The organism is Sphingomonas sp. 2378 (assembly GCF_038084995.1).
Lineage (GTDB): Bacteria > Pseudomonadota > Alphaproteobacteria > Sphingomonadales > Sphingomonadaceae > Sphingomonas.
In genome coordinates this window covers 15269-32050 of sequence record NZ_JAXCMJ010000024.1, presented here as the reverse complement: position 1 = coordinate 32050, position 16782 = coordinate 15269, and the positions used below count along the sequence as shown (strand labels likewise).

Sequence of the window (16782 nt, the reverse complement as noted above, 5' to 3'; positions counted from 1 at the left end):
GCTTAGGATTCAGGCCCCATGGCTGTCCGAATCATTCCATAACGCGAAAGGATGCGTGGCCAGCGAATAACAGGAAGAGTGATCCGTCAGCCCGGTTCGATACGCAGGAAGAAGCGTCCGAACCGGACGATGCGGATGGGGAACAACGAGGCGATCATCTCCAAAGTCTCTTCGGTCCTGTCGAGATCGAAGACACCGCTCACATGAATCCGTGCCGCCTGCTCGGTGATGGACAGGATGCCCATCTGATAGGGACGGACGGCGTCGATCAGCGCGCGCAAAGGGCGGTCGTGAAGGATCAGCTTGCCCTCCACCCAACTGGCGGAATTCAGGACTTCGTTCGACGCCAGTTCGACGAAGCGGTTGCCGTCCCACTGGATTCCCCGGCCCGGCGCCAACATCCGCGAGGCCGAACCTGGCAGGTCGACGAAGAGGGGATGATCGACAGCGATCGCCTGGCGTACGCCCGCTCGATTGACGAACATCGCCCGGCCTTCCCGCCATTTCGCCCGCAACCCGCCGATCGCCACGCCGAAGGGCGACTCGGCCGCCCTGGCGTCGACGAGCGCGATACCTTCGTCGATCGTCAGTCCATGCCTCCGCCCGCCGGGGGCCACCAGATCGGCCGCGCTGCGGGCGTCCAGCATCAGCACGCTCCCGTCCGGCAAGTCGAACCGGCGGCGCTGCCCGGTCGAGGTGCGATATTGCGCGAACAGGTCCACCAGCGGGGTCACGCGATCGGCGAGCAACAGCGCCAGCACGGATGCCGCCACCGCGCCGCCGCCCTTCCGCAGCGCGGCGCGGCGGGAGATCGCCTGACGGTCGATCGAGGCGGCGAGCGCGGCGCCGCTGACGCTGGTCGAGACGGAATGGAATGGCGTCAGGGCACCGTTGAGGCGGTCCCAGGCGCAACGATGTGTGACATCGCGGGCCAGCCACGCATCGAATTCGGCGCGTTCGGCGGGTGTCAGCGCATCCTCCCGCACGGCCATCATCCAGCCGATCGCTTCGTTCACGACATGCGGCGGTGGCGCCGCCGACATGGCCCTATTCGTCATCCTGGAACTCTTGATAACAGCGTTGCATCACTGCGGCGATGTGCTTGCGCGTCATGCTGACCGAGATGCCCAGCCGTTCCGCGATCTCGGCATGGCGAAGCCCATCGATCTGGCTGAGCAGAAAGGCCGTCCGCGCCTTGGCAGACACCGGTCGCAGGACGCGCTCGATCCGCCGGAGCGCCTCGAGGATGATAAGGCGGTCCTCCGCCGACGGTTCGAGCGCGGGCGGCAGATGGGCGACGGCGGCGGCATATTGAAGCCGGACGATGTCCTTGGCGCGGAGGTCGGACATCAGACGCCGCGCGATCACGGTCATGACCGCACGCGGCTCCACGATCGTCTGACGCGCGGCGATCGTGATCAGCCGCAGCATCGTCTCGGCCGCGATATCCTCGGCCAGATGCGCATGGGTCATTTGCGGGCGAAGCCACCGGCGCAACCAGTCGTGATGCAGGCGGAAGATGCCATCCAGCGCGACGGAAGGCTCGGCCGCCGCCATTAGAGGCGATCCCCCCGGAGGCACGGAAGCCCCAGAATGCTCGAGATATCCGACACGATTGCCCCCCATCCACCGCATGGCCCGCCGCCAGACATATCCTCTCGAATCACTTGTTTCGGAGGAGTGTATGCGCCCGCCGCTCCATGTCGAGGGGGCGTTTTCAACGGGCGGTGCTGATCGAGAATTCGATCGGCACGGTCAGCGTCAGATCCTGGTCGCCGATCGACGCCGGAGGCGGTGGCAGACGGACGCGATGCAGCAGGTCCAGCGTTTCCTCTTCCAGATCGACGAACGGGCTGCGACCGACGATCCGCACGTCGCGCACCTTGCCCGCGCGACTGACGGTGAAGCGGACGACCATGGTTGCTTCCTCATGGGCGAAGCGCGCCGACGCCGGATAGCGTTTGGCCGCCTCCAGACGCGCCAGGACCATCGACTCCCAGTTCGGCTTGGCGTTGGCGTCGCTGTTGATGGCGCTGGCGGTCCGATCGCGATCGGCCTGTTTGACGGCGGCCGCCTGAACCGGAACGTCGGGCGCGGCAGGAGCGGCGGGCGGTGGTGGCTTCGACACCGCCGGCGGGGGCAGCGTGACATCGTCATGCGCCAGCGCGGTGGGCAGCTTCAGCTTGTCCAGCGGTGAGGGCGGCGTCGGCGGCGCTGGGGTGGGCTGCGGCTGGTCGGGTTGCCGCTGCGGCCGCGGCGGTTGCGGTGCGGGCGATGGCGGCAGCGGCACCAGCTCCACCGCCAGGCTGGGCGGTGCCGCTATGACCTGGAAAGGCTGGCCGAATTTCAGCGCCAGGCCCAGGATGATGCCGCCGTGGAGCGCCGCTGCGACCAGCAAGCCGGGCGCAAGCCTGCGCCATTCCGATGATGATCCCGGATCGCCCATCCCTACCGCTCTCGCGCGGCCAGGGCGACGCGGGTGTAGCCCACCGCGCGAAGATCGTCGAAAATGTCCATCAGCGCCTGATAGGTCTGGGTCTTGTCGGCGGCCAGCAACAGGCGATCATCGGCGCGGGCACCGGCGGCGGCCAGCGCGCGGCCGAGTTCGCGGCGAGACGTGGGGCGATCATTGACGGACAGCGTTCCGCGTGCGTCGATCGATACGACCACCGGGCGCGTCGCGGGCGGTGTCGTCTTCGCGTTCGATCCCGGCAGGTCCACAGACTGCGACACGTTGGACGCCTGTGCCGCGACCATGAAGATGATGAGCAGGACGAGGATCACGTCGATGAACGGCGTCAGGTTCAGGTCGGCGCATTCCTCCAGATCGTCGCCGAGCTTGTTCGATATCGCCATGGCTCAGGCGCTCCGCGCTTGTGGGATGAAGGCGGCTTGCTTCCGTCCCGCCGCCAGCGCCATATCCTCGATCTCACGCCCGGCAAGCCCGGCGACCAGCGTCGCGGTCATCTCCAGTGCGCCGCGATAGACGGCCAGGCGACGAACCAGGTAGTTGTACATCACCGTCGCCGGGATCGCCGCGACCAGGCCGAGCGCGGTCGCGAGCAACGCCTCCGAAATGCCCGGTGCGACGACGGCGAGGCTGGTCGTCTTGGCCGCGGCGATGCCGGTGAAGCTGTGCATGATGCCCCACACCGTTCCGAACAGCCCGACGAACGGCCCCACCGAACCGATCGACGCGAAGACCGGCAGCCCGCGTCGCATCGTCGCCACCGCATCCCCCTCGATCCGGGCGATCCGGTCCTCCGCCCGCTGACCGGCGCCTGCGATGCTTCCGGCCTGGATCAACGATGCCGATTGCGCGATCTCATCGACCGCCGCCTGCGCCATCCTTGCGGTCGCGGAGTCCAGCCCGTCGACATCCGACAGGCTTTTGGCGCTGGCGAGCCTGACGGTCGCCGCCTCGACGGCCAACAGCCCCGACCGGAACTCCCTCAGCTTGACGACACACAGGGTCCAACTGACGAACGAGGCCGCCAGCAGGATCAGCATGACCGCCTTCACCACGGGTTCCGCGTTCACGAACATGGCAAAGGCGTCGAAATCGACCTGAACCGTCGTTCCGCCGGGGGCCTGTGCCGCGGCGATCCCCGGAGCGGCCAGCGCCCCAGCACCGATGCCGATGGCAATTTGCGTCGATTTACCTGTCATCTGTCGATCTCCGGCAATGCGGCGTTGGATTGATCCGCCATGACGCCCTCGGCAACCGGCGGTGACGGCATGGTGGCGGGGCGCAGCGACCAGCCGCCCTCGCGTAGTTCCAGCATGAGGTGGTGGAACGGAATGATGCTGGTGCGGTGCGCGACGCTGACCACGGTCGCGCCCGCTTCGACCAGCAGGCCGTACAGCAGCGCCTCGGTCGCGACGTCGACCGCACTGGTCGCTTCGTCGAGGAAAACATGGGCGGGCTTGCTGATGAGGAAGCGGGCGAAGCCGATCCGCTGCTGCTCCCCTAGCGACAGGATGCGCGACCAGTCCTGTTCGGCGTCGAGGCCGCCATGATAGGCGACCAGATCGCCCAGATTGACGCGCCGCAGCGCCGCCAGCAACACCTCGTCCTCGACATCGCCAGCATCCTGCTTCGGGTAGATCAACTGGCTGCGGAGCGTGCCCAGCATCATATACGGCTTTTGCGGCATGAACAGCATCCGCTCCAGCGGCGGCAGATCCAGCCGTCCACTGCCCCGCGTCCACAAGCCGGCGAGGATGCGCAGGAACGAGCTTTTGCCGACGCCCGTCTGGCCGACCACGATCATGCGCTGACCGGGCTCCAGGTCGAAACTGATATCCCGCACCAGGCTGCGTTCGCCGCCCGGCGTCTGATAGGTCACATGATCGACCCGGATCGCATCGCCGCCGCGAAAAAGCGCGATGGAATGCTGACCGGGCTTCTCCGCGCGCGTCCGGTGCCGCTCTTCGATTTCCCGTGATTTTTCTAAAACTTGCGCGAGACGCACGGCATTGGGCGCGACATGGGACAAGGTCGGGATCAACCTTTCGAAATTGCCGATCGCGCTCTGGATGACCATGGTCGCCATTGCGGCCGAGGCGATCGCACCGAATTCGATCTTCCCCGACAGATAGAGCGGGATGACGAAGATCAACGGCAGGGCGAACTCCGCCAACTCGAACAGCCGTATGAAGAACTGGACCCGAACGTCGTTCACGATGTTGCGGACCGAATGGCGCACGGCGTGGCGCAGGCGGGTGTCGATCTGCTGGCATTCGGCCTCCTCACCGCCATAGAAGGCGATGGTTTCGGCATTGTCGCGAACGTGAAGGACGCCGTAGCGCAAGTCCGCCTCGGCGATCTTGACGTCCCACGCAATGCCGATTCCGGGCCGGTAGACATAGAAGAATGCCAGAATGCGGATACCGGAAAGCACGAAGATCGCCGGTGCGATCAGCGGCGATATCCGGGAAAGTAGCGCCATCTGGATCGTAATCGAAAAGCCGATCGAAAAGATCATCGGAGGGAAGGCAACCAGTGCCTTGCACAGCGGAGCGATCTCTTCCTGAATCCGCTGGTCGGGGTTGTCGATGTCCCTGTCGATATTGATGTCGTAATAGGCACGATTGGCCAGATAGCGGTCGACGAGCAAAGTGGTCAGAAAGCGGCGCCAGTGCACTTCGAGATAGCTGGTCACGAAGTCGCTAACCCAGGAAACAACTCCCTTGCCGACGAACAGGGCAGCGATCGTCAGGGTCAGCGGCCAATATGTATCCACGCTCTTGGCGACAAGGGCGTTGGTCTGCTCCCCGACAAGCTGGGTGTTGTAGCCGCTCGCCACCGCATTCAGCGCATTGCAGGTGAAGGCCGCCGCCAAGAGCGCCCATGGCGTCCAAGCCCATCGCCGCAGCCAATAGGGCCATACCAGCAACGCCACGCGGCGAAAGAAGACGGCGTTGATCTTGCGATCGCGGGGATCGACGACGATACGCGATCGCATCGTCCCGGTCGTGCTGCCCGACGCCTTCATGCCAAGGGCTCCGCGACGACCAGATCGGACAGCCCCGCCTCCGCGATGGAAGCGGCGATGGCACGCGCCTCGCCTGTCATCACACAGACCAGCGCATCCGGCTCCGGCAATAGCGGGATCGCCGCCGCCGCCAGTTCATCCGGCGTCAGCGCCTCGACACGATCGCGATAGCGATACCAATCGTCCGGCCCCCGATAATCGTGATCATGACCCGATTGCAGCGCGTTGACCGTGTCGACGGCCTTTTCGTTGAGCCGCGCCAGACGCTGTCGCTCCGATCGCCTGAACGCCTCGATCTCCGATGCCCGCACGGGGTGACTGCCACGAAGACCGTCGACGATCGTGCGCAACTCGCGCAAGGCGGGCCCAGCCAGCGCAGGTTTCACTTCGGTATGGACGACACCATAGCCGGGCCCGCGGCGGGGGACCAGTTCACCGGCCTGCCCCTGGACGCCATAGGTCCAGCCCAGTTCCTCCCGCAGCCGCAAACCCGCGCGCGCGCCGAAGTCACCGGCCAGCGCATGGCCCAGACAGGCGAAGCGAAGCAGTTCGTCCTCCTCCAGTCGATGGGGCGACCGCCAGTAGAGCGACACGCGCGCGGACTCGCGCCCCGGCGCGTCGATGATGCGGATACCCGACCGGACCGGCGCGAGATCGAGCCGTGTCGGCGGCAAGAATGATTCCCACCCGGCCCAGGGCGCGAGCATCGCCTCCGCCAGCGCGGTTGCCTCCTCCATATCCATGTCCGCCGCGAGAAGCAGAAGCGTTTCCTCGGGCTGCCACGCAAAGCCATGGAAGTGCCGCATATCCGCCATCGTCAGCCGCTGGTCGATATCGGTGGCTGCGGGCATGGCCCCCGCCAGTCGGTGGTCAGCACCCAGGACGCACGCATTGGCAAGGGCATAGGCCAGCGCGGCGGGGGTGCCCGCACGTCCGCGCGCATTGGCCGCCAGCGTGGCGACCATGGTCACCTGATCGTCCGATCCGAAGCGCGGCGCGCTCAGCAGGTCGGCGAGCAATGCCAGCGCACTCGGCAACGCTGGCCGCAACCCGCTGATGTCGACGGTCGACCGGTCGAGCATGGCGCGGGCGGCGACCTTCAGCCCTGCGCCCGATGCGCGATCGGCCAGCGCGGCGGCATCGTCGCCGCCCGCACCGATCGCCATGCCCGACGCGATCACCTGCGCGATCCCCTCCAGCCCATGCGGCTCGAAGGCCGTGCCGCCGCGCCCGATCGCGCGGAGGTGGAAGCGCGGATCGCCGACGCGGCGCGCCAGCCGCAGGCGGGCTCCGCATCGCAGCCGCACCTCATGATAATCGGGCGCATGGATCATCGCCGCCGCCGGATCCGCGATGGCCGGTGCGGACAGGGGCACTTGCTCCGCCACGGTGCCCGGCCGCACCTGATCGACCATGAGAACGAAGCGATCGCGCCCCAGCCAGCGCCGGGCCGCGCCGCGAATATCCTCGTCTTCGAGCTCCCTGATCAGCCGCACTTCACGATGGAACCAGTCCGCGTCGCCGTGGAGCAGTTCGCCTTCCACCAGGGCGCCCGCGCGCCGTTCGAAGGATTCCATATCCCGCATCCGGTCGGACAGCATCCGCACGCGCAAGGCCTCCAGCCGGTCGGCGGGCAGCGGGCTCGACACGAAGTCGGCGACGGCGCCGTCGAGCAAATCGGCGATATCCGCGACGGGTGCCGCGCGCAGTTCGGCGGATATCACGAACATGCCCGATGCGCGGCCTTTGACCACCGATATGTCGATGCTCGACGCGATCGGCGCATCACCCGTCGCGAAACGCTGGTGGAGCAGGCTGGAGCGGCCGTTGCCCAGCAATTCCCCGGCCATGGCCAGCGCGACATGGTCCCGCGCACTGGTGACGATGGAGGGCGTGGACCATGCCTGGTAGAACAGGCCGGGCCGCTGGATCCTGTCCGCCACGCGCAAGACGCTCTCGCGCGGCATGGCATCGAACCGGGCCAACCGCCTCGGGGCGGACGGCACCGGGGCGATCCCGGCAAAGTAGCGCGTCACCATGTCCAGCGTTTCGGCACGGTCGATCGCCCCGGTGACCACGACCACCGCGTTCGCCGGACCATAATGGGTCCGGTGCCAGTCGCGGAGCGTCTGGGCGGTGACCGCTTCGATATCCGCGACATGGCCGATGACGGGATGCTTATAGGGGTGACCGGCGGGGAGCATCCCGTCCGCCAGCCACTCGAACACCTTGCCGAGCGGCCGGGCCTCGTTCTCGCGCTTTTCCTCCAGGATCACGCTCCGCTCCCGCTCGATGATGTCGGCATCGAGGCTGTCGGCGAAGTTCGCCATGCGATCCGCCTCGGCGAACAGCACATATTTCAGCAGATGCGCAGGGATCGTCTGGACGTAGCGCGTCTGGTCCGGCTCGGTCATGGCATTGACCGAGATGGCCCCCGCATCGAGCATTCGCGTGACATAGCTTCCCGGCAGCGCCCGCGTGCCGCTGAACATCATATGTTCCAGGAAATGCGACAGCCCGGTCTGCCCCCTTCCCTCCTCCATAGCCCCGACGCGGTAGCCGACGCAGACATGGACCAGCGCGGTCGTGCGATCGGGTTGCAACAGGACGGTCAGGCCGTTGGGCAGGACGTGCCGCTCCGCCGTCATGGCGATCGCCGCCGCCAGCGATCGGCTGTCGAGACGCCAGCCCCGCGCCTCTAACAGCGTCGGGACCGGCACTTCGGCAACGGGCGTGAACATCTTCAGAACGATCCGCGCAGCGTCAGCAGCGCGGTGCGCGGTTGACCGTAATAGCTGCCCATGCTCGCCATCACGGTCGAATAATATTTCCTGTCGAACAGGTTGGTCACATTCGCCTGGAGCGACAAGCGGGGCTGGATCATGAACTTCAGCATCGCGTCGACAGTCGCGTATCCGTCGCGCGGCGTGTAGACATAGGTCGTCTTGAACTTCCTCGTCGGCCGATCATAGGTCTGCAACCTCGTATAAGGAGCGACGCTGCTTTCGACATGGCCGCCAAGTCCGACGATCAGCCTGTTGTTCAGGACGGGAACGCGCCACGTCGCGAACGCCTTCAACAGATGATCGGGCACCTGCTGCTGCAGCGGGACCAGGCCCGCCGTCGTCAGGACGGTGCCCGCCTTCTGGCTGGAATGCGTATAGGTATAGGACGCGTCGATATTCAGACTGCGGGTCAACGCGCCCTGCACCTGGAATTCGAAGCCCTTGCTCCGGTTTTCGGTGCCATCCGTCAGGTAGCAGCATTGCGATCCGGTCGTCGGATTCTGCGAATAACGGCCCGACGGATCGAAGACCGGCGTATTGCGGCTACGGATGTAGAAGATGGACTGCGACAGGTTCAGCGTGCCGTTCGCCAGCGCTTCCTTCATGCCGACCTCCGCATTGGCGCCGGTCAGCGGCTTCACGGGATTTCCGTCGGCTTGATAGTAATTGAAATGGTCGAAGATCGTGTTGTAATTGCCGTAGAAGGACACGGTCTTGGTGACGTCCAGTACCAGCCCGACATTCGGATAGGCCAGGTTGCTGGTGCTGGTCGTGTTCGTAGAGATATCGGGCGCGACGCCCTCGCCATAATAAGTAGCGGTCTTGACCGCCGTCCTGTAACCCGAATACCGCTCCGCGATCGTCAGATGTGCCCAGGACCAGGGTGAGATGCGTAGCGTGGCGTAGGCGCCATATTGGATCTGCTGATCCTGCGGATAGGCTGTCTGGTAGCTCAGGCTGTAATCGGACGCCGCAGGCTGCGGAAACCGGGCCGCATCGAACGGGATGATGACATAGTTCCGATAGGCGAAGAAACCCGAGATGTCGGCCAGGCTCTGGCGGATCAACTGATAATTTGCGCCGGTCGTCAGGTCGAACGCCACCTGGCCGATCGAAAATGTGCCGTGCACATAGCCGTCGAGCAGATACTGGTCCGAACGCCTCTTGGCCCGAAAGGCGGTCGCCGTTCCCTCGTTCACGACACCCGGCCTTACGCCGATCTTCCCGAAGGTCGGGGTGAAGGCGAACGTATTGAAGTTGATGTCCTGCCATGTGATCTGCCCGTTCAGGCGCAGATCCCAATTGTCGAACAGCTTTTGCCGCAATTGCGCGAACACTTCGCGCGTGTTCGTGTTGGTGCGGCTCCACGGCGTGCACAGGCAGGTGCCGCGCGGCAGGTCGAGCAGCTTGCCATCGGCGTTGGTCGGCAAGCCCCAGAAGGGCGTATCGCGGCTGGTGCTGATCTTGCCGCCCAGGTTGATCGTCGTCGCGGTCGACGGCGTGACCTCCACGTTCACATAGCCTTGCAGGAACCGGCGCGAGGCATTGTCATAGAAATACTCGTTGCGTTCGCCCGTCAGCACCGTCCGCGCCTTCACCAGACCACCCAGCCATTCCGGGGAGGAGGCGTCGACCACGGTGCGAAGCTGGTTGTACGAGCCGCCCTGCACGGTGATGTCCAACATGCGATGGTCGAGCGGCCGCTTGCGCTCCAGGCCGATCGAACCGCCGGGCGATCCGACCCCGGTGAACGTCCCCGCCGCGCCACGCTGGATGGCGACGCTGTCGTAGATCGACAGATCGTCGAGTACGGAATAGTTGGATGTGAAGTTGCCGTTGCCGGTCGCCCCGATGAAGATCGGCGACCCGCCGTCGATCTGCACATTGTTGATCTGGAAGCCGCGCGAGAAGAAGTTCGGCCCCTGCGCGGTCTGTACGGACGACACGCCCGGCAAAGCATCGAGGCCATCGGTGAAGCTGTTGATGACGCGATCGTCGAGCTGCGTGCGCGTCAGCACCGACACCGCCTGCGGCGTATCCTTCAGCGCCAGCGGCGTCTTGGAGGCGATGGTCGTCGCGTTCGTCGTGTAGCTGCGCGTGCCCTCGGTCGCGATCGGATCGCTGCTTCCGTTGGCACCCGCCGGTGTCCCGCTCGCTGCGACACCGGCACCGGCGGCCGTGACCCGCACCGTCGAGAGCAGCTTGCCGCCACCGTCGGCTCCGGGGATCGGAACCACCAGCCATTCGCCGCCAGCCGTCGTCTTCAACATCAAACCGCTGCCATCCAGCGCCATGCGTGCCGCGCTATCCGGCGCCATGGAACCGTTGACGGCCGGTGCCGACTTGCCGCGGACGGTCGCCGGATCGAAGGTGATCCGGCGGCCCGCCTGTGCCGCGATCTCGGTCAGCACATTGTCGAGCGACCCCGCCGGTACATGGAACATCACCTGGCCCGCTGCCGCATGGGCTGGCGCCCCCATCGCCACCCCCGCCGTCGCCAGCCAAAAGGCCATCATGCTACGTTTGACGTTGAATGTGTCCTGCATCTTGCCCACCCCATGCCGCCGGACTGACGGCCTCCACTGGCTTTGACGGGCGTCGCAACAAAAGTGTCACCTCCGAAACGGATTTTTTGTGGTTGAGGCGGTCACCCCCCCACCACTGGCCCGTACGCGCCGGCTCGGGATGCAGGCGGCAGAACGGTGGATGGGTTCGCCACGCAGTCGCTGACCTGGCACCTGCCGAGGGAGTGATCGCCCAACGTCGCGGTGGGACAATAGAGACGGGCGGGTCAGGCCCGTCTCAGGCCCGGGCTCCGGTCAATGCGCTGAAGGCCTGCTCATGCTCGAGCGCCCAAATACAGGGCGCCTAGAACGGCACGCGTAGCGAATGGCCGAGTAGGTTGATCGCGTAGACGACGCCGATCGACGTACCGCAGATCAATGGGTCCTGCCCCTTGACGTGCTCCCCAAAGCTCCTCCAGTCATAACTGGAGTCCGGGGTTGGTATGGTGCCCCTCGGGGCGATGTTGCACAACCCGCCTGGCAGCATCGGCGGGCGTCAGCCCACCAACACCGCTATGCGGCCGCACATGGTTGTAGTCGTCGCGCCAGAGCCGCAGCACCGAGCGGGCATGGCCTAGCGACACGAACAGCGTCTCGTTGAGGCATTCGTCGCGCAGACGACCGTTGAAGCTCTCGACGTAGCCGTTCTGTTGCGGCTTACCCGGCGCGATGTAGTGCCACTCGACCGGGCGCTCCTGCGTCCATCTCAGGATCGCTAGGCTGGTCAGCTCGGTGCCGTTGTCGCTCACGATCATCAGCAGCGGCACGGCCCTGACGGCGATGATGGCGTCGAGCTCACGAGCGACACGCGCGCCTGACAGCGAGGTGTCGGCCACCAGCGCCAGGCATTCCCGCGTGAAGTCGTCGACCACCGCCAGGATACGGATGCGCCGGCCGCTGATCAGCGTGTCGCTGACGAAGTCGAGGCTCCACCGCTGGTTCGGACCTTGCGGCAGCACCATGGGCGCTCGGGTGCCCATCGCTCGCTTGCGGCCACGCCGGCGTCTGACCCGCAGGTTCTCCTCGCGGTACGGCCACAGCAGCTTCTTGTGGTTCATGACCAGCCCCTCGCGGGCCAGCATGATCCCCAGCCGACGGTAGCCGAAGCGGCGACGCTCCGCCGCGATCTCGCGCAACCGCGACCGCAGGTCGCCATCATCACTACGCCGGGGCGCGTAGCGCACCGACGTTCGATCGACACCGAAGATGGTACAGGCCCGACGCTCGCTGATGCCGAACAGCTGCCGAGCATGCTCAACAGCCTTCCGCTGAGCGGCGGGCTTCACCAGTTTTTTCCCGCCACCTCCTTCAGCACGGCGTTGTCCAGCATGGCATCAGCCAGCAGTCGTTTGAGCCGGCCGTTCTCCTCCTCGAGCACCTTCAGCTTGCGTGCCTGCGACACATCCATGCCGCCATACTTCGCCTTCCACGCATACAGCGTCGCGCTGCTGATGCCGTGCTTGCGGCAAACGTCGGCGGTCTTCATCCCGGCCTCCTGCTCGCGCAGCACCGCGATGATCTGCTCCTCGCTGAACCTAGTCTTCTTCACGTCCGTCTCCTCACGAAGGCCGACTCTAGCTCAAACTGGCGGAGTTTCAGGGGAGCACGTCAATCATCCCCGGGCCGGCCTGATCGGCCCTCCCGCTCCCTTGCCGCATCCCGCCCGGCCGGGCATGGTCAACGCGCCCGCAGTTGACGTCGAGCCAGCCGACGATTCTCCAACTGCCGTCGAATTTGCGCGATGGCCCAGCCCGGTTCCATCGCCACCAGAAGTAACGTATTGCGCCAGTCCCGGCGGCGTTCGCGATTGGCGCTCAGGCGCTGGATCTGGACATGGGCCACTGCCGCCTCCCACCGCGTCAGGCCGGCGTTACACCATGTTGCGATCGACTGCTCGACCAGTATCCGCGAGGCGCGCACCTTGTCGATGGCGATGGTGGAGATCAGTTGCCCCGGTGAACGCCTGTACCAATAATACACGCCCGTCTCGCGCCAGAAGACCCTCCCCTGCCGCAACAGGTCGAGATAGAAGAGAATATCCTGGAAATAGATCGCGTCCTGGAAGCGGACGGCCTCGGTCACGGCATTGCGGCGATAACTGAACCCACTGGGCCCACCGATCGGATTCCATGCCATCGTCGTGCGGGGAATGATCCCGCTTGGCAGCGCGGGAATGGTCAGCCTTGGCCGTTCGATTGCCTCGCCGAAGCTCAGACCCGCAACCGAAACGCAATCGATCGCTGGATGAGCCGCATAGACCGCAACGACACGCCGGATATAGTCGACGGGCCATATGTCATCGGCGTCGAGGAAGAAGATGATCGAACCGGTCGCCTGATCCAGCCCGCTGTTCCGCGCGCCGCCGGGGCCCTTCCCCCGCCGATTGTGGAAGAAGCGGGTCACCAGCCGCCCCGTGATCTCGTCGGGGGGAAGCACGACATGGCGGTCGTCGACGGCAATCAGATGCTCGATCTCGCAATCGCTATCCTGCCGCGCGACCGATTGCCGGGCTTCGGTCAGGAAATCGTCCAGCGCGAGGGTCGGCGTCACGACGCTAATTTTCATGGCGGCACCTCCAGTAAAGCAAGGGGGGAAGGAGACCCGCTCGCAGGCAGATGATCGAATAGGTCAGCGCCACGCAGCCCTCGATAGCGGTCAGCGTGATCGCCGTGCCGATCAGGCCATAGTGTTGCGACATCACGAAATAGCCAGGAATGCCGATGCCGCCGCACACCAGCGTGACCGTTCGAACGATGTCATCGCGCTTGGCGGCCAGGACGGCATTGTTGACGAGGAAGGTCGATATTCCCAGCAACATGGGCAAGGGCGCCATGATGCGGATGCAGTCGAGAATACCGGCATAATGATCGAGCTGGATCAACCGCAACAGCGACGTACCGCCGATAGCGATCCCCAGGCTCATCGCCAGCGAGGACAGCAATGCGCCGCCGTTCAGCCGCAAAAGGCTGTTCGCCAGCCCCTTCTCTCCCGCGACATGGCGAATGCTTAACGGATAGGCCGACATGAACAATGGTGCCGACGCCTGCTGCAGCGCCGTCACCAGCCGCTGGCAAAGACCGAACGCGCCGACCATTTCGGGGGACTGGACGATCCCCAGGACCAGCACGCCGGCGCTGGTGTAGGAGAACACGCCCAGCTTCATCACGAAAACGTCGCGCCCGTCCCGCAGCAACGCGGTGGCGAGGCGAAGCGGCAATACACGCTCGAGATAGCCCTTGCGCCACAACAGCGTCAGCCCGGCGACATGGATTGCGAACATGGCGATGCATTGCGACAGGAACAGGCCGTCCAGACTATGGAAATGCCCCGCCGTCACCGCGGCGGTGAGGCCGATCAGCCGCACCGGCGCGGTGTAGAGCAGAAACTCCTTCTGCAACGACAGTGCGATGAATATCCAGGTCGGGATGATGCCGTTCATGATCATGAACACCAGCACGCACATCGCCGGGCCAATGCCGATCGCCGGCACGGAAATGCTCATCGCCCCTCCGGCGACCAGCAGCGTGATCAGCAGCAGCACCGTCTGGATCAGCAGGATGGCGGCGATCAGTGCCGCGATGCGCGGGGCATTGCCCAGCGCCAGCGATATTTCGCGCGCGCCCGAATAGCGAAAGCCATATTCCAGCCCGACCAGGATCAGCGATCCCAGCCCGAGATAGAAGACGACTTCCGAGCCGATCGCCTGACTGGCCATCGCAGCGGCCAGCCAGGTGATGAACGCCGGATATCCGATCTGGAACGCGTGCAGGATGAAGGTTGCGGCCAGCCTCATCGCGCATCCGCCGTGGCGGAGGGCAGCGGACGCTCCACCGGTTCGCGCAGACTGGCCCGCACCAGCAGCGGCCAAAGCAGCAACAGCACGCTCGGCAGGAACAGGGTGACGCACAGGTCGTGCAGGGACGCAGCCATATCGCTTTCCGTGGCTCCGGCCGGGCGAGACATGTCAAGCGCCTCGTTGATCAGTTCGAAGATCAGGACACCGAACCACGGCCAGCGCAGTGACGGGCGCCGCACCAGCAGATGGAACAGCACGAGCAGCAGCACGCCGACAAAGGCGTGAAGGGCATCCGGCGCAATCTTGACGGCGCGCTCGATCCACAGCTTGAGCGACGTCCATGCGAAAGCAGCGTTGATGGTCATAGCCCCTCGCGCACCCGCTCGCGTAGCAGTTGCAGTGTCTCGATCCGTTCTCCCACGGCAGACGGCGTGGTGCGGAGCCGCATGATGCCGAACCGCCAATCGTCATGGCCGACCGGCAGGATGTCCAGCACCTGCGCCCGCTCGAGCGCCATATAGCGGCGGGACCAATGATCCGGCGGCGCGAGTACGGCCGCCCCCTCCACAATATCCAGCCAGACCACGGTCATGTCTTTGCGCAGACGAAGGAGTTGGGCGTTCTCCACCGTGATCTGCCACTCGGCCGGAATCAGGAACCGTGATCGGGCCGGGGCCGGGCCGGGCGACCAGCCATCCGCAATCAGCAGCGCCCCGTCCGGCAATGGCGTAACCAGCCGACGGACCTTGCCCGCCCCGGTCCGCAATACGCCGCCGATCGTGTGCTCGGGCAGTCCCGCCAGCTCGCGCGGGTCGAGCGGCCGCGCGGCGGCGAGGCGACCGACCTTGAAACAGCCCAGATAGTCGACGGGTTCGGCTCCGTCGAAACAGGGACCATTATGGCTGGCGGCCGACCGCTCATGGGCACGCCGCGGACCGGTCGAATATTGCGACGTACCTGGATCGACGAACAGGCGCTCCCCAGCGACATCCAGTTCGAGTGCGAGGAAATCGGCATGACCATGCCCCGGATTCCACGCAGGCCCGATCGCCCCGGCGTCCATCCACACATCGATCATACCATGGGCAAGGTGCGCATAGCCCGCATCGGGTAACGACGAACTGCCGCCCGTTCGGGAAACGTCGCCCAGCACGCTGGCCACCGGCGGCACCTCGCCCATCCACGCGTCGTTGAACAACACGATCTCGCCGTCCCGATGCGAAAGCAACGCCCACGCGCGAGCCGCCGCGTCGCCACGAATCCGCGCTAAAGCCCTTGTTTCCGCTTGCAGGAAAGTCGTGGCCGCAAAAATGCGCAACGCCATCACGCTCAGCCCCTGATACATCGCCGATCGTTCGATCTGCATGCCATCGGGCAAAATGGTCTGGGCAATGATCGCCGCGACCTCACGATCCAGACGCCGGTTTGCCGCCCCGCCATAGCCGCCGCATGCCATGCCATAGAGACACAGCGCCGCCAGGTTACGCTCGGTATGGTTGTTGCGCAGGTCATGTTCGACATTGGCCCGGACGAATGCCGCGTCGCGGCGCAGCAGCCCGGCGACCCGGCCATGGAGCTGCGGATCGCTCTTGCCCCGCGCTTGTGCCAAGGCGACGCCGCTCAATAGGGCTAGAATGCGGTGCGATGCGCCATAGGGCGACCAGATCGTCTGGAACGGCGCAGGAAGATCGAACCCCGTCGCCCGTTCGAACATGTCAAGCAGGGCAAGCGCGGTCTGCGCATCGTCGGCATCGCCCTCCGCCAGCAGAGAATGCATCACTTCGAGCTGGCACAGCTTCATGCGCCAGAGGTGATGATCCTTCTCCTCGGGCAGGCAGTGCCGCCAGTCGATGTCGGCCATACCACCGAAATCGACCTGCCGCCCCATCAGACGGAAGACGCCGCGCGCCGCTTCGGCGCGGGCCGCTGCATCGACCCGATAGTAGCGACCGATCAAGTCGGCGAGGCCTGCATCCAGCACGCATGGTTGTGGCAATTCCGGCGTGGCATCGGTCCATCGCGCAAGCCGGCGGGCATAATGGCGGGGCGCCAGGGGCACGACATGATCGCGCAACTTTCGGCGCAGTTGGTGCGCCAGCACGGGCAAGGGAATACGACGCAGCGCATGCGCCATCGGT

Annotated in this window: 13 protein-coding genes; all 13 read right to left on the bottom strand. The window is 65.4% G+C overall.

Going from position 1 to position 16782, the window contains the following annotated elements; genetic code table 11:
* Window positions 1-86: 86 nt before the first annotated feature.
* A complete protein-coding gene (locus SM191_RS12535) occupies window positions 87-1058 on the bottom strand; it encodes a DUF4880 domain-containing protein (protein WP_341506486.1) in 972 nt (323 codons plus the stop codon).
* Entirely contained in the window at window positions 1048-1557 is a 510-nt protein-coding gene (locus SM191_RS12530) for a sigma-70 family RNA polymerase sigma factor (protein ID WP_341506485.1), read from the bottom strand. The genes SM191_RS12535 and SM191_RS12530 overlap by 11 nt, the downstream gene beginning before the upstream one ends.
* Before the next feature lie 160 nt (window positions 1558-1717).
* Window positions 1718-2398, bottom strand: a complete 681-nt coding sequence (locus SM191_RS12525; RefSeq protein ID WP_341506484.1) for an energy transducer TonB — start codon at window positions 2396-2398, stop codon at window positions 1718-1720.
* 50 nt (window positions 2399-2448) lie between these two features.
* Window positions 2449-2856, bottom strand: a complete 408-nt coding sequence (locus SM191_RS12520) for an ExbD/TolR family protein (protein ID WP_341506483.1) — start codon at window positions 2854-2856, stop codon at window positions 2449-2451.
* Window positions 2857-2859: 3 nt separating this feature from the next.
* On the bottom strand, window positions 2860-3669 hold the full coding sequence (locus tag SM191_RS12515; protein WP_341506482.1) for a MotA/TolQ/ExbB proton channel family protein: 810 nt from the start codon (window positions 3667-3669) through the stop codon (window positions 2860-2862).
* On the bottom strand, window positions 3666-5468 hold the full coding sequence (locus tag SM191_RS12510; RefSeq protein ID WP_341506481.1) for an ABC transporter ATP-binding protein/permease: 1803 nt from the start codon (window positions 5466-5468) through the stop codon (window positions 3666-3668). Before SM191_RS12510 ends, SM191_RS12515 begins: the two co-directional genes overlap by 4 nt.
* A 26-nt stretch (window positions 5469-5494) precedes the next feature.
* A complete protein-coding gene (locus SM191_RS12505; protein WP_341506480.1) occupies window positions 5495-8239 on the bottom strand; it encodes a M16 family metallopeptidase in 2745 nt (914 codons plus the stop codon).
* 2 nt (window positions 8240-8241) lie between these two features.
* Window positions 8242-10830: a TonB-dependent siderophore receptor gene (locus tag SM191_RS12500; RefSeq protein WP_341506479.1), complete on the bottom strand. Its 2589-nt coding sequence runs from the start codon at window positions 10828-10830 to the stop codon at window positions 8242-8244.
* A gap of 437 nt (window positions 10831-11267) precedes the next feature.
* Window positions 11268-12397, bottom strand: a protein-coding gene (locus tag SM191_RS12495) for an IS3 family transposase (protein ID WP_445949853.1) whose coding sequence is annotated in 2 segments (ribosomal slippage) — window positions 11268-12145 and window positions 12145-12397 — 1131 coding nt in all. Because the reading frame shifts where the segments join, the coding sequence is not laid out codon by codon here.
* Window positions 12398-12525: 128 nt separating this feature from the next.
* Window positions 12526-13398, bottom strand: coding sequence for a glycosyltransferase family 2 protein (locus tag SM191_RS12490; protein ID WP_341506477.1), 873 nt, complete (start codon window positions 13396-13398; stop codon window positions 12526-12528).
* Between the two features lie 4 nt (window positions 13399-13402).
* Window positions 13403-14641 carry a lipopolysaccharide biosynthesis protein gene (locus SM191_RS12485; protein ID WP_341506476.1) on the bottom strand — a complete coding sequence of 413 codons (1239 nt, stop codon included), beginning with the start codon at window positions 14639-14641 and terminating at the stop codon, window positions 13403-13405.
* Complete coding sequence (locus SM191_RS12480; RefSeq protein ID WP_341506475.1) at window positions 14638-15009, bottom strand: hypothetical protein; 372 nt, start codon at window positions 15007-15009, stop codon at window positions 14638-14640. The genes SM191_RS12485 and SM191_RS12480 overlap by 4 nt, the downstream gene beginning before the upstream one ends.
* On the bottom strand, window positions 15006-16778 hold the full coding sequence (locus SM191_RS12475) for a heparinase II/III domain-containing protein (RefSeq protein WP_341506474.1): 1773 nt from the start codon (window positions 16776-16778) through the stop codon (window positions 15006-15008). Before SM191_RS12475 ends, SM191_RS12480 begins: the two co-directional genes overlap by 4 nt.
* Between the last annotated feature and the right edge of the window lie 4 nt (window positions 16779-16782).